Raw genomic sequence first — 25,522 nt, forward strand, 5'->3', positions numbered from 1 at the left:
CACAATTGATGAGACAGAGCCAGGAGTTTCGCACTTAGCAAAATTGTGTATTAGTTAGAAGCCATTTAATGTTGTTCTGAATTGATGTTTTTATAACTTCCCAAGTTTGTTGATATAAAGTAATGTTTTCATTTATCCTCCTTTTGTTCATATCAAGCCAGGCCAATACAGCAAGGCAAATATGATTTCTTTGAGCTCGACCCGTGCGTGCCTGACAGCATTCAATACCACAAGTTTGTTTCAATTCTCGATGATAAACTTCTATAGACCAACGCGCCTTAACAATTTTCTCTATTTGCTCACGTGTAGGATTCTCTAAATTAGTTGTTATGTAATCAATGCGACCATTTTTTGCCACAAACTTAAATACCGTAACCCAACCGTATCCACGTAGGTGAATTTTTAGCCCTTCATCGGGAATCTCTAAAGTTTCCAAGCTAACATTACGATTAACTTTTCTATTTTTTCTTAGGTTGGTAACCCATATCCAACCTAAATTACGTATATGTTTTAAATTATCCAAACCACTATACCAAGCATCCATAACTATAGCATCAGGCTTGATACCTCTTTCTTTAGCTAAAGTAAGCATATCACAAAAATGCTCGTTCTTTGTTTTACCATCAGTTTCTTTATCATATATTCTATAATCTACAGGAGTAGATTGATCAATTTGAGTATTGTAATGCAGTAAGTTTACCATTCCTATACCAGGTATAACATCATGTACAGCCCCAGAATATTGATAATTTACAAGCTCGATCCTCTTACTGTATTGCTTTGACAATAAGGTGTCATCTCCCACTAATAAACAAGGATCTTCCAGATCAATATATTTTGACACTTTGCTATAGATTTCGCTAGGGCGAAAATCCTTACTCTTTAACCATCGACTTGCACTATCGTGCGATAGATCTAATGGACTTACTTCAGATAATGCTTTGCTAGTATATCTTACACTACTTGCTTGTAAGAATGATTTATATAAATCTTTGCTACATTTTGATCTTGTCATTTTTATCTAAAACTATTTTTCTCTAGATTAGCATATTATTTGCTAAGTGCGAAACTCCTGAGAGCCTCTTATGCTATCACTAAATCTCGTATAAAACTTGATGCTTTAGCTCCAGAACAACTTCTCTTATCCTAAATTGGCGTTTAGAATACTTGCGTGATTTACTAAAAGGGGCTTTCTTCCGAGATCTCATATAATCTGGATTATTTTTAATTCAGGACATCTTACCAGATTATCACCACTCTTTCTCTACAAATCTTATTTATGCAACAAAGCCACTCGCAATGATGCAGATTCCTCACTTCCCTATACAGAAATTCTTAAATATCTCGCCGAGGATTTCTTCAACATCAATAATGCCTGTAATAGTACCTATTCTACGCATAGTCATTCTGATATCTTCAGTTGCTAGAACTAAATCATTATCAAGGTTAAAATCTTTTAGATAGGCAAGAACTTGCTTAAGGTGATGGCGGTGGCGTTCATTTGTTATATAAGGCGTTTCAGTAAAACCTGCCATATTTTCAGCAATTTCTTCAATGTTTTTTAATATACTCGGTAAAGCTATATTGTTTTTAATTGAAACCTTTAAGCATTTATATTTATTTTCTATATTAAATATTCTATTTTCGGGAATAAGGTCAATTTTGTTAATTATTACAATAGTATTTTCATCAATCAAACCTGTTATATCTTCATTGACTGCGGAGTCTAAAGTCTCAGCATCGAACATCACAATTTTAATATCAGCGTTTTTTGCTGAATCTATTGCCCTCTTTATCCCCTCTTGTTCTATAACATCATTGCTTTCGCCTCTTATACCTGCTGTATCTTGCAAAATAATAGGGTATCCGCCTATATCCAAATGTCCCTCTATTATATCTCTAGTAGTACCTGCTATATTTGAGACAATTGCAATATCTCTTCGCATCAGGAAATTAAGTAGGCTAGACTTGCCAGCATTCGGTGGTCCTATAATTGCGAGCTTTAACCCACTTCGGAGCAATTCTCCTTTTCTATTATCATTAAGATATTCGGATATTGTGTTTATAAGTGTTTTATGAGTATTTGTAACATCTTTTAATACGCTTTTTGGTATATCTTCATCAGGAAAATCTATATAAGCCTCAAGTAAAGATATAATCCGCAGCAACTGACTTCGCCAGCTATTATATAGTTCTTCAAGTGCTCCCCCTGCTTGCCTAATTGCCTGTTTATGTTGCATAATTGTTTCAGCATTAATTAAATCGGCAATGCCCTCTGCTGCAGTTAAATCGAATTTATTATTTAGAAAAGCTCTTTTGGTGAATTCCCCTGCTTCTGCCAAACGAACACCTGGTATGTTTAGTAAAGCATTCGTAAGCATTATAGAGATGGCTTTACTACCGTGCGTATGAATTTCCACCACATCTTCGCCGGTAAAGCTATTAGGTGCTTTGAAATAAACAACCATAGCATTATCAATTAAGTCATTGCTTTCTGGGGAAGTAAGTTTTTGATAATACATAAAGCGTGGTTTAAAATTAGATTTACCAGTTAGTAACTTTAAAACCTCTAAACTTTTAGCCCCAGAAACTCTAAAAACTGCTACCCCTGCTTTACCAAAGCTAGAGCTTTGTGCAAATATCGTGTCCATTTTTTTGATACTCCTAATATAAAACGATGTCATCCCGTGGCTTGGGAACTAGATCCAGAAAATAATAGTTAATCACCCTGCATTGTAAATGCAGGGCTTAAGATTACGGCATAAATGCCTTAGCTATAGCTAGTTTTCAACTTGAAAGTTTCCAAACTTATCATCTCTCGATTCATGTTTATCAATATAATCCTTAATCATTTTGTCAGTCACATTGCCTGTGGTTCTGACAAAATATCCCACAGCCCATAAGTGTTTACCCCAATACTGTTGCCGTAATTCTGGAAATTCCTGCTGAATCTTCCTTGAACTCTTTCCTTTTAGATACTGTACCACCTTACTAATACTTTGATAAGGTGGCACAGATACATACAGGAGTTTCGCACTTAGCAAAGTTGCGAATCAGTTAAAAGCCATCTGATATTGTTTTGAATTGATGTTTTTATAACTTCCCAAGTTTGTTGATATAAAGTAATGTTTTCATTTATCCTCCTTTTATTCATATCAAGCCAGGCAAATACTGCAAGGCAAATATGATTTCTTTGAGCTCGGCCCGTGCGTGCCTGACAGCGTTCAATACCACAAGTTTGTTTTAATTCTCGATGATAAACCTCTATAGACCAACGTGCCTTAACAATTTTCTCTATTTGCTCACGTGTGGGATTGTCCAAGTTCGTTGTTATGTAATCAATGCGACCATTCTTTGCCACAAACTTAAATACCGTAACCCAACCGTATCCACGTAGGTGAATTTTTAGCCCCTCATCGGGTATCTCTAAACTTTCCAAGCTAACATTATGATTAACTTTTCTATTTTTCCTTAGGGTGGTAACCCATAGCCAGCCTAAATTACGTATATGTTTTAAATTCTTCAACCCGCTATACCAAGCATCCATGACTATGGCATCAGGATTGAGACCTCTTTCTTTAGCTAAAGTAAGCATATCACAAAAATGCTCATTCTTTGTTTTACCATCAGTGTCTTTATCATATATTCTATAATCTACGGGAGTAGATTGAGCAATTTTAGTATTGTAATGTAGTAAGTTTACCATTCCTATACCAGGTATAACATCATGTACAGCTCCAGAATATTGATAACGTACAAGCTCAATCTTCTGACTGTATTGCTTTGATAATAAGGTGTCATCCCCCACTAATAAACACGGTGCTTCCCAATCTATATATTTTGACACTTCCTTATAGATTTCGCTAGGACGAAAATCCTTACTCTTTAACCATCGACTTGCACTATCGTGAGATAGATCTACTGGACTCACTTCAGATAATGCCTTGCTAGTATATCTGACACTACTTGCTTGTAAAAATGATTTATATAAGTCCTTGCTACATTTTGTTCTTGTCATTTTTATCTAAAACTATTTTTCTCTAGATTAACATACTTTTTGCTAAGTGCGAAACTCCTGACATAGATATGTACGTGATTTGAAGCTATCTTCCCTCTTAATATCTCTACACCATTATTCTTACATATCTCTTGGATTAGGTCCTTGACTCTCCTACCAATATATTATAGCGATATTTAGTCACCCATACTATATGATAAGTGCAATCGTAAACTGTGTGGCTTAGCTTCTTGTAACCTGAATTCTGGATTAATCTAGGTTTGGAAGTAAGTATTTACAAGGGATAGAAGATACTCTATATAATTTTTAGCAAAAAAACAAGAGTATCCCCATGAAGAAAGATATTACTGCATTATTTGGAAAGTTCTATAATTAATTAAGCCAGATATAATCAATTTTTAATCTCTCAGGGTTTAATTCCCCGAAGCTCTGCTTCGTGATATCATAAGAAACAACTAAAACTTTTTTAGATACCTCGTAGCTCTGCTGCGAGGAGCATCATTTAAATATAGATATATCATGGCTCATTTAACGATAGATGAAAGATTTAAAATATACGAAATGAATAAGAGTGGTTATAGCTCGCGATATATAGGGACAAAGATTGGCCGTGATAAAAGCACTATATGTTATGAACTCAAGAGAATGAGGCATAATTATAGACCAGATAGGGCTAACACACTTGCTTGCAGTTTAAGGCAAGGTAAGAGAAAAAGAAAATTAGATATTGATAATAATTTACGAGCAGAAATAATAAAGCAGTTAACACAGGGTATTTCACCAGATATAATTTCAGGTAGACGTAAACTATCACGAGATACTGTCAATATTTCTACAGAGAGTATATACCAGTTTATTTATACATCTCCTATAGCACAAAGGCAAAAATTATATTTATCTTTAGCAAGAAAAAGGAAAAATAGGTTGCATCATGGTACAAGAATCAGAAACAAAAGAATTACAATACCAAATCGAGTTTCCATTACTGAAAGACCAGAGATAAATAGAAAGATAGCAGCAATAGGTCATTTAGAAGGTGATTTAACTTTTAACAAAGGTAATCAAAGTCGTAATATAGGCGCTCTTGTGGATATCAGAACACAAAAAGTGTTTCTCACTTTAAACCGTTCAAAAAGAACACAAGATGTGATTGGTAACATGAATAAAAAACTTAAACAATTGTCGCATATAATCAAAAGCATAACGTTAGATAATGGCAAAGAATTTACCAATCATGAACAACTATTGCCAAAATCTGAACGAAAAGTATATTTTTGCAATCCTTATTCTCCATGGCAAAAACCATTGATAGAGAAGATTAACTCAATGGTGCACAGAGTATACTCTAAATCTTTAGATATAAAAAAATTAACAATAAAGCAATTACAAGAAATTGAGGATTTTTTAAATAATTTACCAAGAAAAGTGCTCGGTTATAAAACACCCAATGAGGTATGGGAAGAAAATATAAATCTGGCTTAATTAATACTGGAATTTACCATCTATCCAATCAGCTCAAACTTTATTTTGGATATATGCAGCTCTAGTAGGCATGTCTTTATCGTACCTATTTCTTATTTACACTACTATCTCTATTGCTAGAACTTTCTTTATTTGTGCTGCTGTTTTTGGTATAATGAGCTTATATGGATATAGCACTAATAAGGATCTTACTTCTTGGGGTTCTTTCTTTGTAATGGGACTTGTTGGATTACTGCTTACTGCACTGGTTAACCTTTTCTTGCAAAGTCCTGCTGTGTATTTTGCTTCTTCTTTTCTAGGAGTAATCATCTTCATTGGGCTAATAGCTTGGGATACTCAAAAAATTAAATCTTTTTACTTCACTAATACTGACAATCATTTAGCACAAAAAATGTCTATTGTAGCTGCTTTTAACTTATATCTAGACTTTATTAACCTATTTTTATACCTTATTAGATTCCTAGGAGGATATAAGCGTCATGAATAATTACTTGAATTTTTCTATTCTAAAACTATATCTAGTTTAGATATATAATTATGTTACAATTCTATAAATTAACCTTATATGTTATATAGTCAAATTGAAGTAAAAGAAGGTAATTATGTTATACAACAATATTAAATTTTTAATAACTTGCATTACTGTTATTTTATTGGCTAATCCAACCATTGCGGCTGAGGATAAAAAAACATCAAATAGTAATCATTATACTAATACTATTTATTTACGTCATCCATTAGATTTTATTAATCGTCCTTTCTCTGCCTTTGATTATTACTGGAATAGCATATTTGATGATAGATTATCTATCTATGACTCAAGTTCTATAAAAAGTAAATTAATTACTCAAGATAAACAATATATCCTAGTCCTAGAAATACCAGGATATGATAAGGACAACATTAAACTTAAAGTAAATAATTATAAGCTTTTTATTGAAGCTAACATTGACGATACTAAAGCAAATAGTGCTACTGATCATTTAAATAAAAAATTTAATTATGTTATCTCTCTGTATGATGATATTGATCAAAATGCCATTTCTTCTAAGCTAAAAAATGGCATCTTGACCATTATTTTGCCTAGAATTGAACTCAAAGACCAAAATGGTAAGGAAATACCTGTGCAGTAAAGAGAATATAACAAGACTTACTCTATGTGTCGCATAATTCCCATGCATTCAGGGATCTTATGAAGTGATGCACTATAAAAACGTACCTTGACATCAAGGGTTTTTAAGCTTATTTATAATAACATAGCGTAAGTATTGTATAATTAAAACTTTTTTGATAATTGACTAACGAATATTAGAATTACCCTCAACGAACATTAAAATTACCTATAAAAAAGAAGTAACTATGGACAGTAAAATCGAATAAAAATTTATTTTTAAATATTTAAATATTATTCGAGAATTACTGATAACATGTACAAATAACCAAGTAGGTATTTTAATGCAAAAGATCAAAAAATATAATCAGATAATTTCTGCTGCAAAAGCAGGTATGAGTGTAAAAACGGCACGTAAGTATTTACGTATTAATAAGTATCCAAGCGAATTACGCACAATACGTAAATATAGGACACGTAAGGATCCATTTGTGAAGCACTGGGATGAAATAGAATCAATGCTAGAATCAGCACCGGAGTTGCAAGCAACTACCATATTAGCATATTTGACAGAAAAGTATCATGGGAATTATAATGGGAAGCAATTACGCTGTTTGCAGAAAAGGTTAAAACAATGGAGAGCTGCACATGGTAAGGATAAGACAGTAATCTTTTTACAAAATATTCTTCCTGGCAAACAGAGTCAGTCTGATTGGACCAATATGAATCAATTGGGTATTTGTATTGGTGGGCAACCATATCCTCACTTACTATTTCATTTTATGTTGCCTTATTCATGTTGGGAAACTTTTAGCATATGCCATAGTGAAAGTTTTGATATATTAGCATCAGGGTTTGAAAAAGCTGTATGGGAGTTAGGTGGAGTTTTACCAGAGCATCGTACAGATAATTTAAGTGCAGCTACCAAGCAATGTGGTAATAGTAGACAATTTACAGAAAGATGGCAAGAATTGCTTGGTTATTACAATTTTGCACCATCGCGAAATAATCCAGGCGTCAGTCATGAAAATGGTTCTGTTGAAAAAAGTCATGATACATTTAAGCAAGCAGTGAATCAACATCTGCTATTACGTGGATCACGTAATTTTGTTGATTTAAAAGCTTATGAATTATTCCTTACACAAATTAAAGAAAAGCGCAATAGCTGTAGAAAAGAAAAATTAGCTGAAGAATTAGTTCATTTACAAGAGTTACCAATCAGGAAATGGAATGCACCTACAATATTATCAGTACGTGTTAAATCTGTAATAGTTGAGATTATATCTTACATTTAGTAAAATAAATTAATTATTAAATGGAGATAAAGAATGAACTTAAATCAAAAAATAATAAAACCAAAATTAGGTTTACTTGAATTAGCTAAGAGCCTTGGTAGTATATCATCAGCATGTAAAGCGATGGGATATAGTAGAGATAGTTATTACAGATTTAAAGAACTGTATGAAACTGGTGGCGAAGAAGCGTTGTATGAAATTAGTCGAAGAAAGCCAATAATAGCGAATAGAGTTGATCCTGCTGTAGAGAAAGCAGTACTAGATATGGCAATAGAATATCCAGCATATGGTCAGCTAAGAGTATCAAATGAGCTTAAAAAGACAGGTGTACTTGTATCACCTGGGGGAGTAAGATCAATTTGGTTACGTAATGATTTAAACAACATCAGTAAAAGACTTAAAGCATTAGAAGCAAAAATGGCTCAAGATGGTATTGTGCTTACTGAGGCACAATTACAAGTGCTAGAGAAGCGTCGTAATGAAAAAGAAGCTCATGGAGAAATTGAGACACAGCATCCAGGGTATCTAGGATGCCAAGATACATATTATGTAGGCAACTTTAAGGGTATAGGTAAGGTTTATTCTCAGGTATTTATTGATAGCTACAGCAGAGTAGCTGATGTTAAACTATATACTGATAAAACAGCTTTAACTGCTGCTGATATGCTTAATGACCGAGTGTTACCATGGTATGAGACTCAAGGGATACCAATACTTCGTATTCTGACAGATCGTGGGTCAGAATATAAGGGGAATATAGAGCATCATGCTTTTGAATTATTTCTAAGTATCGAAGGTATAGAGCATACTACTACTAAAGCATATTCTCCTCAAACAAACGGTATGTGTGAGCGTTTTAATAAAACCATGAAACAAGAATTCTTTGATACAGCTATGCGGAAAAAGATTTATACAGCTCTTGATGACCTACAATTAGATCTTGATATCTGGCTAGAGTATTTCAATAATGAAAGACCTCATTCTGGTAAATATTGTTATGGAAAAACTCCTATGCAAACTTTTAAGGATAGTAAGAAATTAGCTGTTGAAAAGAATAATGAAATCTTGTATCTTGAATATGTATCTGACAGTCAAAATTTAACTGACAATCAGGGGCAAAATTTATAGTGTCTGTAAGATCAAATCTTAACTTCTACACAAAAGATAGTCAAGATAAAATACAAAAGATTATTCTTGAATATCGTGAACAACATACTGATATATCAGATGCAGAATTAGTCACACTGTTTACACAAAGCTTAAAAGAATTTAATGGTACTAGTATAGTAATTAATAACTATTTAAAAGATCAAGACTTAAGTAATATAGGATATCCTATAAAGACTAATAAAACTCACTTACAACTTAATATGGCTAAACACTGGGCAGAGAGTCAAGAGGAGACGTTAGTTAGCCAAATAAATGATGGTAAATTTTATCATAAATTAACTAATACTATTGACCCTTGTGAGCTCCCAACTTTACAATCGCCAAGTGAACAGACATATTGGGGTAATGAGAATCCTTCTGTCAGTTCAGTATTGCTTGCGAGTCTTGCTGCCACTTGTAATAAAAAGCAAGACAGTATGGTTGGTGCGGCTACATCATTCTCTTGTCGTAATACTAGCTATCACTTACCGGATGACTTGATACCGTACTCTTATCCTTTCTCTTCTACACAGAGCATGATGCTGTTTGGAGATTATCAATATGGTGCTCAACGTGATTTTAAAAAGCAATTATTATTTGGTGCTGAAGATTGTTCGACATCTGTAGGTAAAGCAACATACCTTACTACCGAACAAGTTGAAAGTATAAGTACTATCACTATGAAGGCAGCATATTCTAACCCAGGCAATGAATATCATTATAATCCCGTTACTTTTTTAAGAGGTGATATCAAAGATGAACAATTAAAATTAATCCAACCTGGTGATATTTACCTTGTGCGAGGCCATACAGCTATTATTGCATCAAATCCTGATAATAAGAGTAATATTACTACTTTACAATTTAATAGAGATATAGACTCAGTAGAAAATAAAATATTAGGCGGTGGGACGTATGATTACAACCTACTTGATAAGGTGCATAGACTAAAGGATGGTATTTATATTTTGCGTCCTAATGTAGAACCGTTGCATGAATCTTGCTCGTTAAACGAGTTACTATATCGTATTGATCAAAAATATGCTACGCTTTTCCCTGGTGGTGCTGGGCTTTGTTGCATAAATAAGCTTTTGAATATACTGCCCCTAACCCCGCAATGCTAGCCTAGCCAACAGGCACAGAGATAGGTTTACCAATTTCAAACATTTTGTTTAATAAGTGGCATTTAATAGACATTTCTTTTGTCATATTTTGATCATGTCTTGATAGAAACTTACTACCAAAAGAAGTTTTAAATCGAAAGAACGTGTTCTCTACACGCTCCCTTCTACCATAATTATTCTTTACCCTCCATGCTTGGTATCCTTTGTTTTGTTGATATATAGTCCGTCCGCCAAAACTCTACAAGCCTTATAGATAATATGGTTTTAAGACAAGAAGTAATACAACAATCCGTAAGAAAATGATAAAATATGGTCATAAACCTTATGGATTTCAGTCAATGCCAATAGACAACATTATCAAATCGCAAGAACAAGGGAAACTGTTTGGTTATAAATTAAAAGAAGAATTAAACCCAAATAATAAGCTATATAAATTAAGAGAATTAATAAATTGGTCTAGGCTCGAAGAGTGGTTATCAAAAAATGTTTGTATTAAGAAATTTGGTAGAAATAGAAAATGTCATAGAGTGATGCTTGGCATAACGATGCTACAAGCAATGTATAATTTTTCAGATTCATTATCAGAGGAAGAGCTAAAAGAGAATATGTATTGGCAGTATTTCTGCGGGTGGGAATATATAGAAAAAGACATAGCTATCTCGGAAACTAGTATACGACGGTTTCGTAGTGTATTAGGTGAAGCTGGATATAATGAGATATTATCGGAGTTGATCAGGGTTGGGATAAAAACTAACACAATTAAAAAAAAAGATTTGGAATTAATCATCGCTGATACGACTGTACAAATTAAGAATATCAAACACCCACACGATGTTTATTTAATGGATAAAGCTAGGCTTAGCATAGTAAAGCTTTGCAACAGTTTGGGTATACATTTGAATGAAACATACGCTAGAACCTATAAACGCGATATAGTAAAGCTATGGAAATATAAAGAACATAGTAAAGCCAAGAAGCGTTGGAAAATAATGAAGCATTTAAAAATATTACTGGGTCGTTTGATTAGAGTATGTGAGCGTGAGATCAAAAATAAGCAATTAAACTTGTCTCTCAAAAATCAAGAAGTATTGCAAAAAATAAAACAAATACATAACCAATCTGTTTTAAAAAGAGAAGCTAAAAAGCAATATAAAGAAGATAACAAAGTATTATATAGTTTTCATGCCCCTGAAGTAGAGTGTATAGGAAAGGGAAAACGCAACAAGCCATATGAGTTTGGCAATAAAGTAGCGGTAGTAGTAAGTGGTCGTAGAAATTTTGTTTTATCCGCAAAATCGTTTCATAATAATCCTTATGATGGTCATACATTGCATCAGAGCTTTGAAGCAGTAGAGAGTGTCACTGGAATCAAGATAAAGAAATCATTTGTTGATCTTGGGTATAGTGGTAGCAATGTAAAGGAGAAGAGTAAGGTATATACCCCAAAAACGCGGAAGAAGTTGTTACAAGAGGACAAGTCTATGATCAAGAGACGCAGTGCCATAGAACCAATAATAGGTCACTTAAAGCAATATGGTCGGATGGGTAGAAACTTCTTGAAAGGTATGATAGGAGATATTATCAATCCAATAATCTCTGCTATTGGTTTGAATTTACGATGCATTGCAAATCATTTACAAATCGTGTCTAACTCCACATAAATCAAAAATATCATCATGCAAAAACTAGATGAACGATAAAAAATCGTTAACAATAGCTCCATATCAAAATTAGACCAACACAGAAATGTATCAGTAAAAATTAACATAACTTATTAATTTTTATTGAAAATCTTAGCAATTTGTTGTCAAAACTCTATCCCATTACAAATGATCAGGATTTGAAGTGTTTTTGGCGGATAGACTATATAACAGCTGCATCTCTCTCAGTTTTATCCCTAAGCGATTGAACTTTTACTGAAGAGTTTGGGGGTCTAATAACTGGTTTTATCTTCTTCTTTCTCAACAATTGATATGTAGATTCACCGTCATACCCTCGATCTCCCAGAAAATCCTTGGCTCTGACATTAGCTATTAGTAGTCCAATCTGTGATCTATCATCTATAGTATGCTCTGTGGTACTATCGGCAAGTATCATACCTTGATCTTCTATAACGATATGTAGCTTTTTCCATATGCGACGCTTATATTGCTTACCATGCTTATTTTCTAGCCATTCGTTCCCTGTGTAGGCTTGTATCCCTGTACTATCCATTGAAATACAACTAAATTCTTTATCTTGATTTCCATGTAAATACCTAAGATCTAATGACTTCATACGCTTACTTAATGTTGTATAGTCTGGACATCTAATAGATAAACCCGATATTTCAAAGAGCCAGTTTATAAAGCCTTGGGTTTGGCGTAACTTAAGACCGAATAAGCATCTGATCTTCAAACACTGTAATATAGCGTGATCACTATAGCGTCTAGGTCTTCCTCGTTTCATTTCCTCTCTGTAATCAGCATACCAGCCAATCGCCAAATCACTGGCAATCATAAAATCTATGCGACCCCTATTGCGTAAAAAATTATTATATTCTGACCAATTCGTTATTTTATATTTAGAATACTTGCGTGATTTACTAAAAGGGGCTTTCTTCCGAGATCTCATATAATCTGGATTATTTTTAATTCAGGACATCTTACCAGATTATCACCACTCTTGCTCTACAAATCTTATTTATGCAACAAAGCCATGAGGTATGGGAAGAAAATATAAATCTGGCTTAATTAATACTGGAATTTACCCTTTATAAACTGGCTCTTTGAAATATCGGGTTTATCTATTAGATGTCCAGACTATACAACATTAAGTAAGCGTATGAAGTCATTAGATCTTAGGTATTTACATGGAAATCAAGATAAAGAATTTAGTTGTATTTCAATGGATATAGCTAACGCGAAAAGGTTTTTACCATAGTTTTTGTATTTACTCACATATTCACCAGATCTAAATACTATTAAACATTGCTGGACTAACTTTAAAAACTGTTTACATAAAATTATTGATCAATGCCTAAGTTTTTCCTAATATGTGGTAGAAACATTTCCGTGTTAGCTATAGTACAGGGATACAAGCCTACACAGGGAACGAATGGCTAGAAAATAAGCATGGTAAGCAATATAAGCGTCGCATATGGAAAAAGCTACATATCGTTATAGAAGATCAAGGTATGATACTTGCCGATAGTACCACAGAGCATACTATAGATGATAGATCACAGATTGGACTACTAATAGCTAATGTCAGAGCCAAGGATTTTCTGGGAGATCGAGGGTATGACGGTGAATCTACATATCAATTGTTGAGAAAGAAGAAGATAAAACCAGTTATTAGACCCCCAAACTCTTCAGTAAAAGTTCAATCGCTTAGGGATAAAACTGAGAGAGATGCAGCTGTTATATATCAACAAAACAAAGGATACCAAGCATGGAGGGTAAAGAATAATTATGGTAGAAGGGAGCGTGTAGAGAACACGTTCTTTCGATTTAAAACTTCTTTTGGTAGTAAGTTTCTATCAAGACATGATCAAAATATGACAAAAGAAATGTCTATTAAATGCCACTTATTAAACAAAATGTTTGAAATTGGTAAACCTATCTCTGTGCCTGTTGGCTAGGCTAGCATTGCGGGGTTAGGGGCAGTATATTCAAAAGCTTATTTATGCAACAAAGCCAAGAACCTTTGCTTACCTACTTTTGCATCGTGCTATAAATCAGTTGCAGAAAGCTTTGAGCAAGAAAAGAAAACATATATAGATTATCTACAGGAGTTAGCCATACGTGAGTTAGAACATAAACAACAACAACGTATTGCCAGATTGCTGAAGCAAGCAAAACTCTCTCGAGATAAGTTATTAAGCAACTTTGATATTAAGCGTATCCCAGGATTATCGCCAACTAAGATCCAATATCTTGCACAAGGAGAATTTATGGATCGCTATGAAAATATACTTATTTTTGGTAATCCTGGCACTGGCAAAAGTCATCTTAGTATAGGTTTAGCACGTGAGTGGTGTCTTGCTGGTAGACGTGTATTATATACAACAGCAGCTAATTTGGTTCAACAATTACTAGAAGCAAAGCTTAGTTTAAAACTTAAGCAAATTAATGATGCTCCTCGCAGCAGAGCTACGAGGTATCTAAAAAAGTTTTAGTTGTTTCTTATGATATCACGAAGCAGAGCTTCGGGGAATTAAACCCTGAGAGATTAAAAATTGATTATATCTGGCTTAATTAATTATAGAACTTTCCGTACATATCTTATCCGCCCTAATTGCATACTGTATGAAACCTAACAAACCTGCTATATCTCAAAATTAGCTAATCCAGAATTCAGGTTCTAAAGATGTGGCGTCAATATAAGAAACTCCCGTAGATTGAGCTGCCTGCATATACCATTCAAGTAATAAAACTAAATAACTCAGCACTCTTGGTTTTAGAGCTATAAAACGAGTATATGATGGAAGAGTTACAAAGTCTGATTTATATAATTGTAGATAGGACATATAGCTAACACGGAAATGTTTCTACCACAGATTAGGAAAAACTTAGGCATTGATCAATAATTTTACGTAAACAGTTTTTAAAGTTAGTCCAGCAATGTTTAATAGGATTTAGATCTGGTGAATATGTGAGTAAATACAAAAACTATGGTAAAAACCTTTCCGCGTTAGCTATATAAAAATATTTAAAGTTTTTACAAGGTGATTGATGGTATAAAAGCACTATTGTTAACAGCTCAGAATAGCTTATTTCAGGCTTTCTTGTAGGGTTTTTATTAATTAATGGTAGAAATGATTTATTAATCCACTGCTCGCTAATTTTACAAAAATCATCGACAAAACAAAATAATGCAGTAATATCTTTCTTCATGGGGATACTCTTGTTTTTTTGCTAAAAATTATATAGAGTATCTTCTATCCCTTGTAAATACTTACTTCCAAACCTAGATTAATCCAGAATTCAGGTTGAGAGATTAAAAAAAGTGGCGAGTGTATCAATCTATAATTTGTATTATATATCAAATAATTTACTTTAAATTGTAGAAATATCGCTTTTAAGCTGATAAAAGCACTAAATATTTAACTTTAAATATAAATTTTTACTTTAGTCAGAAAAATTAGAATTTTTGTCAAAACTTCAGTAAATTAGCGTTAAAATACTAAAATTATTAGTATTAAAAGTTGCTTTTTCTGGATCTCCTGGACAAGCCACGGGATGACATCGAGAGTGCTTTTCGATCCACGCAACAATGCCGCCATGGGGTGACACTCAAGACGTTTGTCGATCCACGCAATAAGGCTATCTATTTTCTACCAAATAAACGTTCGATATCTTGAAGCTTAAGTTCAATATAGGTAGGTCTGCCGTGGTTGCACTGTCCTGAAAATGGCGTGTTTTCCATTTGGCGGAGTAGTGCGTTCATTTCATCCGCTGATAATTTTCGTCCTGCTCGGATAGAGTAGTGGCAAGCATAGGTCTCGGTAACATGCTCAATTAACTCAGTCAAGGCTATATCTTCGCCGCATTCTGCTAAATGATCAGCTAAATCTTGAATTAGCTTTTGTACGTTTATATCACCAAGAATATTGGGAATTTCGGTTACTATAATAGATTTTTCGCCGAATTTTTCTAAGCTTAAGCCTAATTTAGACAATTTATCTTTGTTCTCATATAAAATATCTGCTCTTTTTTCGTCTGGTAACTCCACTATTTCAGGGATAAGTAAACGCTGTTTTATCAGCTCTTCATTCTTAATATAATTCTTGATTTTTTCATATCCAAGACGCTCATGTGCTGCATGCTGATCAGTAATTACTATACTATCCTCTGTTTGAGAAATAATATAAGTGGTATGAAGCTGTGCTTTAGCAGCTCCCAGCCTATATTGCGAAGATTTTTGTGGTTCATTTTGGATACGCTGTTCTACTTCCTGCTCTATTTTAGCATGGGGCAGTGTATCGATTAGTTTTTGACAAGTGTTATTTGGCGTATATTTAGGCACAGTAGGTGATATAGCAGGTCGATATTCGCTAGGTTTACTATTCACGTTTAAGGGTTTACTTATAGCTGGTTCTTTATTAACGAATGGGTTTTTAAATAATTCAATAGCACTAGATGCAATAGCGGTTGATGCGATATGACTTTTATTCGACAAGGCATTTTTGATTGAATCTATAAGTAAATTTCGCACATAATTTGGATCATGAAACCTAACTTCAGCTTTTGCCGGATGGACATTTACGTCAACAAGTTGTGGATCGACTTGCAGGAATATGGCACATAGCGGATAGCGATCACGCGGCATATAATCTTGATATGCTACCCTTAGAGCTACTTGCAGTAATTTATCTTTTACCGGTCTGTTATTGATGAATAAAAACTGATCTTCGCTAGATGCTCTATTATATGTTGGGATGCTCGTATAGCCGTAAATAGAGAAATCATGGGATTTAAAATCTATATAAGAGGCATTTTTTATAAAATCCTCCCCTATTACGTCAATTATTCTTTGTTTCAAGTTGTTTTCGGCGTCCTTATTTTGTCCTTTAAGCTTTAGTAAGGTTTTACCATCATGTGTTAGGCTAAATGATATTTCAGGATGTGCGAGTGCAATCTTTTTAACCACATCTACAGTAGCTGCAAGCTCGGTTTTATCAGTTCTTAAAAATTTCAGACGTGCGGGCGTAGCAAAAAATAAATCTCTTATCTCAATTTTAGTACCTTCATTATGTATAGAAGCCGTAATTTGTTTTTCGTCACCACCAATTAATTTAATTTGAAAAGCTTTTTGATTGTCGCGTTTTTTAGAGGTAATTAGCATTTTACTAATAGCAGCAATAGATGGTAATGCTTCGCCCCTAAAACCGAAAGTATGTATATTTAGGAAATCGGTCTCATCAAGTTTAGAAGTAGTATGACGCTCAACGGCAATCTCTAGCTCCTTATCCGTCATACCGACGCCGTCATCGGAAATAATGATTAGATTTTTACCAGCACGCTCTAAGATAATGTTAATTTTGGTACTACCTGCATCAACGGCATTTTCAACCAATTCCTTTACAACCGATGCGGGACGCTCTATAACTTCGCCGGCAGCAATGCGGTTGATAGTACTTTCTGAAAGAAGCTTTATAGTCATTTTGGTTCTATTAATCTAAATTTTTTACTACAATAAGGGCAGCTAACTTCTTTTTTTTCTTTATCAATTTCTAAATAAACTTTCGGATGATCATAAGGCGGCTCTTTACCGCCGCAAGATACAGATGCATCAACACTATTAACAATTTCCATAGATTTACACATTATTCCTTTAAATAATATCTAACTGAAGTTTTGACAAAAATTCTAATTTTTCTGACTAAAGTAAAAATTTATATTTAAAGTTAAATATTTAGTGCTTTTATCAGCTTAAAAGCGATATTTCTACAATTTAAAGTAAATTATTTGATATATAATACAAATTATAGATTGATACACTCGCCACTTTTTTTAATAAAAATTTTTTGTCAAAACTTCAGATCTAACATAGGTTACTTTTAAATAAAAGACAAATTAATTTCTGGTGTCATTCCGCAGCGGCATTATTGTATGATTCCTATGTCATTCCCGCGTAGGCGGGAATCCAGTATAAAGCGAGATAAATCGAGCTTGTTATTTTAAGATTTTAGTATAGTTGTATTTTTTATTACTGGATTCCCGCCTGCGCGGGAATGACATCGAACACTGCATACAAGTCTTTTTAGAAGTAACATAACAGGAGGTAAATTAAAAATTTCTTTGTATTTATATATTCATTGTGTTAATATTTCTTATTGATGCTAGTTAGGTTCATTGTTACAATTAAAAATCGGTTAAACTTTATGCTAAGTAAAATAAATAAGCCTGCATTTTTTGCACTAATAATTTATCCTCTTATCCTAATATCGCTTTTAGTTAAATATGTATCCAATTATGGAATAGGTTGGACTGAAATTATTTTTCTGATGAGCAGTTATTATGTTAATAATATTACGGTTGGAATTGGATTGCATAGATTATGGTCTCATCATTCTTATAAGATAAATAAATATGCTGAGTTTGTTTTAGTTGCACTATCTGCTGGAACTTTGCAAGGACCTGCTTTATCTTGGGCTTCAAACCACTATAAGCACCATGCTAAAACAGATACAGATCAAGATCCGCATAGTCCTGTAAAATTTGAAAATAGGGTTTTAGGTTTTATTTGGTCTCATATAGGTTGGATGTTAGTTGGGCAAGGCAGCTATAAATCTATTGATCGTATTACTTGGGTTAAACTTGGTAAAAATAATTTGTTAAAGTGGCAGCTAAGATATTATTGGCAGATAGCAGCCTTTATGAATATAGCTGTACCATTAATTATAGGTTACCTAGTCGGCGGCACTCTGCATTCGGCATATATGGGATTTTTATTTATGGGGCTTGGTAGATTCTTGCAACAACAAGCAACTTTTTGTGTAAATTCTTTATGCCACTTTGTCGGTAGTAAAAAATATTATAAAGGAACTGCTGGAGATATTTGGTGGATGGCTTTATTTTTACTTGGAGAAAATTGGCATAATTATCACCATGCTTTCCCTTCAGACTATCGTAATGGTGCAAAATGGTATCATTTTGATGTCCACAAATGGATAATATTCTTGATGAGTAAGGTTGGGCTTGCTTCAGAACTTGATCGTACTACAAAGGTAAGAATTCAAGCAAAAATGCAAGAAACATTAAGTTATCTTAGTGAAAAAGAGAAGCAAAAATTAAACTTAATGCAAGCTAAGGTAGAGCAGCTTTTAGAAAATTTATGTTTAAAAATAAAAGAGCTTGAAGAATCATCTACTACGATTAAAGAGCAATTTAGAAGATCCTTTATAGAAATACAAGAATCTCTTAAAAATTTAGCAGAACAGATAAGCTCTGCTGCACAAATAACTGAAGAGCCTTCAAAAAAATTATTGAAAGTAGTTAATAGAAAAATTAACGATGCTGAACAGTCTATTTACAAACTATATAATAAATTAAATGCAATAAAAGTTTCTAATTAATCTCTTCATTTACTAGTGGTTTATGCTGCTAATAAATGAAGAGTTGGCATATCCTTATCTACTGAAGTTTTGACAAAAAATTTTTAATGATGCTCCTCGCAGCAGAGCTACGAGGTATCTAAAAAAGTTTTAGTTGTTTTCTTATGATATCACGAAGCAGAGCTTCGGGGAATTAAACCCTGAGAGATTAATAAAAGAGGAGTCGACACTTGGTCAGTTAGCTTCAAAATATGCAATAAGTGTTAAAACAATTCAAAATTGGAAAAAACAGTTTTTAGGTAATGCGGCATTAGCTTTTGAACCAGCTAAAGTTTTGAGTGAATATCAAGAACAAATAAATCATTTACAAGAGCAAAATGATGAACTTGCTAAAGCTCTTGGTAGAATCACAGTTGAGAGGGACTGGGCCGTGGGAAAGCTCAAAAGCTTGGATTTATCAAATAAAAAGAGTCTTGTACACTCCAAGCTAAATCAACTCTCAAAATCAAGACAGTGTGAACTATTAAAGATTAGTCGATCTACAGCCTACTATAAATCCAAGGAGATGAGTATAAATAAATTAAGTATTTTAAATAGAATAGATGAAATATATACAGATAATCCTGAATTTGGTTATCGCTATATTCATCAACAGTTACTAGAAGATGGTTTTATTGTCGGTAAAGATCGAGTACTGAAATATATGAGGATGATGGGTATAGAAGCTATTTACCCACATAAGAAAAAATCTACTTCTCGAAACGATAGTGAGCATAAGATCTATAGCTACTTACTTGATCAATATTGGACTAAATCTGGCTCAACAAAGCAAGTGTATGTGCCTAATGTGAATGAGGTTTGGAGTGGTGACATTACTTACATTAGAACTAATGGTGGCTTTATGTATATGGCAGCTATTATAGATTGGCATAGCAAGGCCATATTGAGCTATAAACTGGGCTCTGTCTCATCAATTGTGTAAATTTCGTGAACCATTAAATTCTACCATCAAATTTGATCATAAAATGAGCCATAGCTTCATTCCAATTGGGGATAGGCATAGACCATTTTTTGGTAATATAATCAATTGTCAGATATAAAACTTTGAGTCTTTTGCAATGATTGTGTAAATTTTTGTTGAGCCTATATTAGAAGTAATTAAAAATATAGGTAGTCTATCCGCCAAAAACACTTCAAATCCTGATCATTTGTAATGGGATAGAGTTTTGACAACAAATTGCTAAGATTTTCAATAAAAATTAATAAGTTATGTTAATTTTTACTGATACATTTCTGTGTTGGTCTAATTTTGATATGGAGCTATTGTTAACGATTTTTTATCGTTCATCTAGTTTTTGCATGATGATATTTTTGATTTATGTGGAGTTAGACACGATTTGTAAATGATTTGCAATGCATCGTAAATTCAAACCAATAGCAGAGATTATTGGATTGATAATATCTCCTATCATACCTTTCAAGAAGTTTCTACCCATCCGACCATATTGCTTTAAGTGACCTATTATTGGTTCTATGGCACTGCGTCTCTTGATCATAGACTTGTCCTCTTGTAACAACTTCTTCCGCGTTTTTGGGGTATATACCTTACTCTTCTCCTTTACATTGCTACCACTATACCCAAGATCAACAAATGATTTCTTTATCTTGATTCCAGTGACACTCTCTACTGCTTCAAAGCTCTGATGCAATGTATGACCATCATAAGGATTATTATGAAACGATTTTGCGGATAAAACAAAATTTCTACGACCACTTACTACTACCGCTACTTTATTGCCAAACTCATATGGCTTGTTGCGTTTTCCCTTTCCTATACACTCTACTTCAGGGGCATGAAAACTATATAATACTTTGTTATCTTCTTTATATTGCTTTTTAGCTTCTCTTTTTAAAACAGATTGGTTATGTATTTGTTTTATTTTTTGCAATACTTCTTGATTTTTGAGAGACAAGTTTAATTGCTTATTTTTGATCTCACGCTCACATACTCTAATCAAACGACCCAGTAATATTTTTAAATGCTTCATTATTTTCCAACGCTTCTTGGCTTTACTATGTTCTTTATATTTCCATAGCTTTACTATATCGCGTTTATAGGTTCTAGCGTATGTTTCATTCAAATGTATACCCAAACTGTTGCAAAGCTTTACTATGCTAAGCCTAGCTTTATCCATTAAATAAACATCGTGTGGGTGTTTGATATTCTTAATTTGTACAGTCGTATCAGCGATGATTAATTCCAAATCTTTTTTTTTAATTGTGTTAGTTTTTATCCCAACCCTGATCAACTCCGATAATATCTCATTATATCCAGCTTCACCTAATACACTACGAAACCGTCGTATACTAGTTTCCGAGATAGCTATGTCTTTTTCTATATATTCCCACCCGCAGAAATACTGCCAATACATATTCTCTTTTAGCTCTTCCTCTGATAATGAATCTGAAAAATTATACATTGCTTGTAGCATCGTTATGCCAAGCATCACTCTATGACATTTTCTATTTCTACCAAATTTCTTAATACAAACATTTTTTGATAACCACTCTTCGAGCCTAGACCAATTTATTAATTCTCTTAATTTATATAGCTTATTATTTGGGTTTAATTCTTCTTTTAATTTATAACCAAACAGTTTCCCTTGTTCTTGCGATTTGATAATGTTGTCTATTGGCATTGACTGAAATCCATAAGGTTTATGACCATATTTTATCATTTTCTTACGGATTGTTGTATTACTTCTTGTCTTAAAACCATATTATCTATAAGGCTTGTAGAGTTTTGGCGGACGGACTAGGTAACAGAAATGCAAATAGAGAAGAATAAAAAAATAAATGAAGCAATAGATTTGCTGATAGAAGGCGGAGTAGATTTAAAAACAGTACTAAGTTGTAGAAGTTAAGATTTGATCTTACAGACACTATAAATTTTGCCCCTGATTGTCAGTTAAATTTTGACTGTCAGATACATATTCAAGATACAAGATTTCATTATTCTTTTCAACAGCTAATTTCTTACTATCCTTAAAAGTTTGCATAGGAGTTTTTCCATAACAATATTTACCAGAATGAGGTCTTTCATTATTGAAATACTCTAGCCAGATATCAAGATCTAATTGTAGGTCATCAAGAGCTGTATAAATCTTTTTCCGCATAGCTGTATCAAAGAATTCTTGTTTCATGGTTTTATTAAAACGCTCACACATACCGTTTGTTTGAGGAGAATATGCTTTAGTAGTAGTATGCTCTATACCTTCGATACTTAGAAATAATTCAAAAGCATGATGCTCTATATTCCCCTTATATTCTGACCCACGATCTGTCAGAATACGAAGTATTGGTATCCCTTGAGTCTCATACCATGGTAACACTCGGTCATTAAGCATATCAGCAGCAGTTAAAGCTGTTTTATCAGTATATAGTTTAACATCAGCTACTCTGCTGTAGCTATCAATAAATACCTGAGAATAAACCTTACCTATACCCTTAAAGTTGCCTACATAATATGTATCTTGGCATCCTAGATACCCTGGATGCTGTGTCTCAATTTCTCCATGAGCTTCTTTTTCATTACGACGCTTCTCTAGCACTTGTAATTGTGCCTCAGTAAGCACAATACCATCTTGAGCCATTTTTGCTTCTAATGCTTTAAGTCTTTTACTGATGTTGTTTAAATCATTACGTAACCAAATTGATCTTACTCCCCCAGGTGATACAAGTACACCTGTCTTTTTAAGCTCATTTGATACTCTTAGCTGACCATATGCTGGATATTCTATTGCCATATCTAGTACTGCTTTCTCTACAGCAGGATCAACTCTATTCGCTATTATTGGCTTTCTTCGACTAATTTCATACAACGCTTCTTCGCCACCAGTTTCATACAGTTCTTTAAATCTGTAATAACTATCTCTACTATATCCCATCGCTTTACATGCTGATGATATACTACCAAGGCTCTTAGCTAATTCAAGTAAACCTAATTTTGGTTTTATTATTTTTTGATTTAAGTTCATTCTTTATCTCCATTTAATAATTAATTTATTTTACTAAATGTAAGATATAATCTCAACTATTACAACTAAGTCAGCATGGCTTTATTGCATAAATAAGCTTTTGAATATACTGCCCCTAACCCCGCAATGCTAGCCTAGCCAACAGGCACAGAGATAGGTTTACCAATTTCAAACATTTTGTTTAATAAGTGGCATTTAATAGACATTTCTTTTGTCATATTTTGATCATGTCTTGATAGAAACTTACTACCAAAAGAAGTTTTAAATCGAAAGAACGTGTTCTCTACACGCTCCCTTCTACAATAATTATTCTTTACCCTCCATGCTTGGTATCCTTTGTTTTGTTGATATATAACAGCTGCATCTCTCTCAGTTTTATCCCTAAGCGATTGAACTTTTACTGAAGAGTTTGGGGGTCTAATAACTGGTTTTATCTTCTTCTTTCTCAACAATTGATATGTAGATTCACCGTCATACCCTCGATCTCCCAGAAAATCCTTGGCTCTGACATTAGCTATTAGTAGTCCAATCTGTGATCTATCATCTATAGTATGCTCTGTGGTACTATCGGCAAGTATCATACCTTGATCTTCTATAACGATATGTAGCTTTTTCCATATGCGACGCTTATATTGCTTACCATGCTTATTTTCTAGCCATTCGTGCCCTGTGTAGGCTTGTATCCCTGTACTATCCATTGAAATACAACTAAATTCTTTATCTTGATTTCCATGTAAATACCTAAGATCTAATGACTTCATACGCTTACTTAATGTTGTATAGTCTGGACATCTAATAGATAAACCCGATATTTCAAAGAGCCAGTTTATAAAGCCTTGGGTTTGGCGTAACTTAAGACCGAATAAGCATCTGATCTTCAAACACTGTAATATAGCGTGATCACTATAGCGTCTAGGTCTTCCTCGTTTCATTTCCTCTCTGTAATCAGCATACCAGCCAATCGCCAAATCACTGGCAATCATAAAATCTATGCGACCCCTATTGCGTAAAAAATTATTATATTCTGACCAATTCGTTATTTTATATTTAGAATACTTGCGTGATTTACTAAAAGGGGCTTTCTTCCGAGATCTCATATAATCTGGATTATTTTTTAATTCAGGACATCTTACCAGATTATCACCACTCTTGCTCTACAAATTTTATTTATGCAACAAAGCCGAGCGGAGCGGCTTTGTTGCATAAATAAGCTTTTGAATATACTGCCCCTAACCCCGCAATGCTAGCCTAGCCAACAGGCACAGAGATAGGTTTACCAATTTCAAACATTTTGTTTAATAAGTGGCATTTAATAGACATTTCTTTTGTCATATTTTGATCATGTCTTGATAGAAACTTACTACCAAAAGAAGTTTTAAATCGAAAGAACGTGTTCTCTACACGCTCCCTTCTACCATAATTATTCTTTACCCTCCATGCTTGGTATCCTTTGTTTTGTTGATATATAACAGCTGCATCTCTCTCAGTTTTATCCCTAAGCGATTGAACTTTTACTGAAGAGTTTGGGGGTCTAATAACTGGTTTTATCTTCTTCTTTCTCAACAATTGATATGTAGATTCACCGTCATACCCTCGATCTCCCAGAAAATCCTTGGCTCTGACATTAGCTATTAGTAGTCCAATCTGTGATCTATCATCTATAGTATGCTCTGTGGTACTATCGGCAAGTATCATACCTTGATCTTCTATAACGATATGTAGCTTTTTCCATATGCGACGCTTATATTGCTTACCATGCTTATTTTCTAGCCATTCGTTCCCTGTGTAGGCTTGTATCCCTGTACTATCCATTGAAATACAACTAAATTCTTTATCTTGATTTCCATGTAAATACCTAAGATCTAATGACTTCATACGCTTACTTAATGTTGTATAGTCTGGACATCTAATAGATAAACCCGATATTTCAAAGAGCCAGTTTATAAAGCCTTGGGTTTGGCGTAACTTAAGACCGAATAAGCATCTGATCTTCAAACACTGTAATATAGCGTGATCACTATAGCGTCTAGGTCTTCCTCGTTTCATTTCCTCTCTGTAATCAGCATACCAGCCAATCGCCAAATCACTGGCAATCATAAAATCTATGCGACCCCTATTGCGTAAAAAATTATTATATTCTGACCAATTCGTTATTTTATATTTAGAATACTTGCGTGATTTACTAAAAGGGGCTTTCTTCCGAGATCTCATATAATCTGGATTATTTTTAATTCAGGACATCTTACCAGATTATCACCACTCTTGC

General features: G+C 33.6%; 20 protein-coding genes and 5 pseudogenes. 11 read left to right on the top strand and 14 right to left on the bottom strand.

Features of this window, described 5'->3' with window-relative positions; genetic code table 11:
* Positions 1-34: 34 nt before the first annotated feature.
* The 5 genes and pseudogenes from AAHI98_RS07635 to tnpA (AAHI98_RS07655) form a co-directional block, all read right to left on the bottom strand.
* A complete protein-coding gene (locus AAHI98_RS07635; RefSeq protein WP_342224656.1) occupies positions 35-1,015 on the bottom strand; it encodes an IS701 family transposase in 981 nt (326 codons plus the stop codon).
* Between the two features lie 298 nt (positions 1,016-1,313).
* Positions 1,314-2,651: a tRNA uridine-5-carboxymethylaminomethyl(34) synthesis GTPase MnmE gene (gene mnmE, locus AAHI98_RS07640; protein WP_342226127.1), complete on the bottom strand. Its 1,338-nt coding sequence runs from the start codon at positions 2,649-2,651 to the stop codon at positions 1,314-1,316.
* Positions 2,652-2,780: 129 nt separating this feature from the next.
* A pseudogene (gene tnpA / locus AAHI98_RS07645) lies at positions 2,781-3,026 on the bottom strand (IS200/IS605 family transposase); the annotation flags it as partial.
* 11 nt (positions 3,027-3,037) lie between these two features.
* On the bottom strand, positions 3,038-4,018 hold the full coding sequence (locus AAHI98_RS07650) for an IS701 family transposase (RefSeq protein WP_342224818.1): 981 nt from the start codon (positions 4,016-4,018) through the stop codon (positions 3,038-3,040).
* A 59-nt stretch (positions 4,019-4,077) separates the two neighbouring features.
* Positions 4,078-4,268, bottom strand: a pseudogene (gene tnpA / locus AAHI98_RS07655) (IS200/IS605 family transposase); the annotation flags it as partial.
* A gap of 269 nt (positions 4,269-4,537) precedes the next feature.
* Between tnpA (AAHI98_RS07655) and AAHI98_RS07660 the strand changes: the two are divergent.
* The 7 genes and pseudogenes from AAHI98_RS07660 (at position 4,538) to AAHI98_RS07690 (ending at position 11,840) form a co-directional block, all read left to right on the top strand.
* Complete coding sequence (locus AAHI98_RS07660; protein ID WP_342224646.1) at positions 4,538-5,500, top strand: IS30 family transposase; 963 nt, start codon at positions 4,538-4,540, stop codon at positions 5,498-5,500.
* A gap of 31 nt (positions 5,501-5,531) precedes the next feature.
* A pseudogene (locus AAHI98_RS07665) lies at positions 5,532-5,987 on the top strand (Bax inhibitor-1/YccA family protein); the annotation flags it as partial.
* Between the two features lie 115 nt (positions 5,988-6,102).
* Positions 6,103-6,633 (top strand): Hsp20/alpha crystallin family protein, encoded by a 531-nt coding sequence (locus AAHI98_RS07670; RefSeq protein WP_342225551.1) that lies wholly within the window; start codon positions 6,103-6,105, stop codon positions 6,631-6,633.
* A gap of 322 nt (positions 6,634-6,955) precedes the next feature.
* Positions 6,956-7,906, top strand: a complete 951-nt coding sequence (gene istA / locus AAHI98_RS07675) for an IS21 family transposase (RefSeq protein ID WP_342225552.1) — start codon at positions 6,956-6,958, stop codon at positions 7,904-7,906.
* Between the two features lie 33 nt (positions 7,907-7,939).
* Positions 7,940-9,034: an IS481 family transposase gene (locus AAHI98_RS07680; protein WP_342224693.1), complete on the top strand. Its 1,095-nt coding sequence runs from the start codon at positions 7,940-7,942 to the stop codon at positions 9,032-9,034.
* Positions 9,034-10,179 (top strand): RP439 family protein, encoded by a 1,146-nt coding sequence (locus AAHI98_RS07685; protein ID WP_342225553.1) that lies wholly within the window; start codon positions 9,034-9,036, stop codon positions 10,177-10,179. Before AAHI98_RS07680 ends, AAHI98_RS07685 begins: the two co-directional genes overlap by 1 nt.
* A 299-nt stretch (positions 10,180-10,478) precedes the next feature.
* Complete coding sequence (locus tag AAHI98_RS07690; protein ID WP_342224717.1) at positions 10,479-11,840, top strand: IS5 family transposase; 1,362 nt, start codon at positions 10,479-10,481, stop codon at positions 11,838-11,840.
* Between the two features lie 202 nt (positions 11,841-12,042).
* On the opposite strand, the gene AAHI98_RS07695 is transcribed toward AAHI98_RS07690, so the two are convergent.
* Positions 12,043-12,792, bottom strand: a complete 750-nt coding sequence (locus AAHI98_RS07695) for an IS5 family transposase (RefSeq protein ID WP_342225554.1) — start codon at positions 12,790-12,792, stop codon at positions 12,043-12,045.
* 460 nt (positions 12,793-13,252) lie between these two features.
* Between AAHI98_RS07695 and AAHI98_RS07700 the strand changes: the two genes are divergently transcribed.
* Complete coding sequence (locus AAHI98_RS07700) at positions 13,253-13,801, top strand: transposase (protein WP_342226128.1); 549 nt, start codon at positions 13,253-13,255, stop codon at positions 13,799-13,801.
* A 6-nt stretch (positions 13,802-13,807) separates the two neighbouring features.
* On the top strand, positions 13,808-14,338 hold the full coding sequence (locus AAHI98_RS07705; RefSeq protein WP_342226129.1) for an ATP-binding protein: 531 nt from the start codon (positions 13,808-13,810) through the stop codon (positions 14,336-14,338).
* A 186-nt stretch (positions 14,339-14,524) separates the two neighbouring features.
* On the opposite strand, the pseudogene AAHI98_RS07710 reads toward AAHI98_RS07705, so the two are convergent.
* The 4 genes and pseudogenes from AAHI98_RS07710 to AAHI98_RS07725 all read right to left on the bottom strand — a co-directional run.
* A pseudogene (locus AAHI98_RS07710) lies at positions 14,525-14,704 on the bottom strand (IS982 family transposase); the annotation flags it as partial.
* Between the two features lie 163 nt (positions 14,705-14,867).
* Positions 14,868-15,056 (bottom strand): annotated as a pseudogene (locus AAHI98_RS07715) (IS982 family transposase); the annotation flags it as partial.
* A gap of 433 nt (positions 15,057-15,489) precedes the next feature.
* A complete protein-coding gene (mutL, locus tag AAHI98_RS07720) occupies positions 15,490-17,325 on the bottom strand; it encodes a DNA mismatch repair endonuclease MutL (RefSeq protein ID WP_342225557.1) in 1,836 nt (611 codons plus the stop codon).
* A complete protein-coding gene (locus AAHI98_RS07725; RefSeq protein ID WP_342225558.1) occupies positions 17,322-17,489 on the bottom strand; it encodes a zinc-finger domain-containing protein in 168 nt (55 codons plus the stop codon). The genes mutL and AAHI98_RS07725 overlap by 4 nt, the downstream gene beginning before the upstream one ends.
* A 557-nt stretch (positions 17,490-18,046) precedes the next feature.
* Between AAHI98_RS07725 and AAHI98_RS07730 the strand changes: the two genes are divergently transcribed.
* Together AAHI98_RS07730 and AAHI98_RS07735 are read left to right on the top strand one after the other, a co-directional pair.
* Complete coding sequence (locus tag AAHI98_RS07730; RefSeq protein WP_342225559.1) at positions 18,047-19,240, top strand: fatty acid desaturase; 1,194 nt, start codon at positions 18,047-18,049, stop codon at positions 19,238-19,240.
* 313 nt (positions 19,241-19,553) lie between these two features.
* Positions 19,554-20,201, top strand: coding sequence for an IS3 family transposase (locus AAHI98_RS07735; RefSeq protein ID WP_342225560.1), 648 nt, complete (start codon positions 19,554-19,556; stop codon positions 20,199-20,201).
* A 394-nt stretch (positions 20,202-20,595) separates the two neighbouring features.
* On the opposite strand, the gene AAHI98_RS07740 is transcribed toward AAHI98_RS07735, so the two are convergent.
* The 4 genes from AAHI98_RS07740 to AAHI98_RS07755 all read right to left on the bottom strand — a co-directional run bounded on the left by AAHI98_RS07740 (position 20,596) and on the right by AAHI98_RS07755 (position 25,467).
* Entirely contained in the window at positions 20,596-21,957 is a 1,362-nt protein-coding gene (locus AAHI98_RS07740; protein WP_342224717.1) for an IS5 family transposase, read from the bottom strand.
* A 204-nt stretch (positions 21,958-22,161) separates the two neighbouring features.
* The gene (locus tag AAHI98_RS07745) at positions 22,162-23,256 is read right to left on the bottom strand and encodes an IS481 family transposase (RefSeq protein WP_342224693.1); all 1,095 of its coding nucleotides are present in this window, start codon (positions 23,254-23,256) and stop codon (positions 22,162-22,164) included.
* A gap of 134 nt (positions 23,257-23,390) precedes the next feature.
* Positions 23,391-24,353: an IS5 family transposase gene (locus tag AAHI98_RS07750; RefSeq protein ID WP_342225550.1), complete on the bottom strand. Its 963-nt coding sequence runs from the start codon at positions 24,351-24,353 to the stop codon at positions 23,391-23,393.
* Between the two features lie 151 nt (positions 24,354-24,504).
* A complete protein-coding gene (locus AAHI98_RS07755; RefSeq protein WP_342224734.1) occupies positions 24,505-25,467 on the bottom strand; it encodes an IS5 family transposase in 963 nt (320 codons plus the stop codon).
* Between the last annotated feature and the right edge of the window lie 55 nt (positions 25,468-25,522).

The organism is Rickettsia endosymbiont of Urophora cardui, from assembly GCF_964030725.1.
Lineage (GTDB): Bacteria > Pseudomonadota > Alphaproteobacteria > Rickettsiales > Rickettsiaceae > Rickettsia.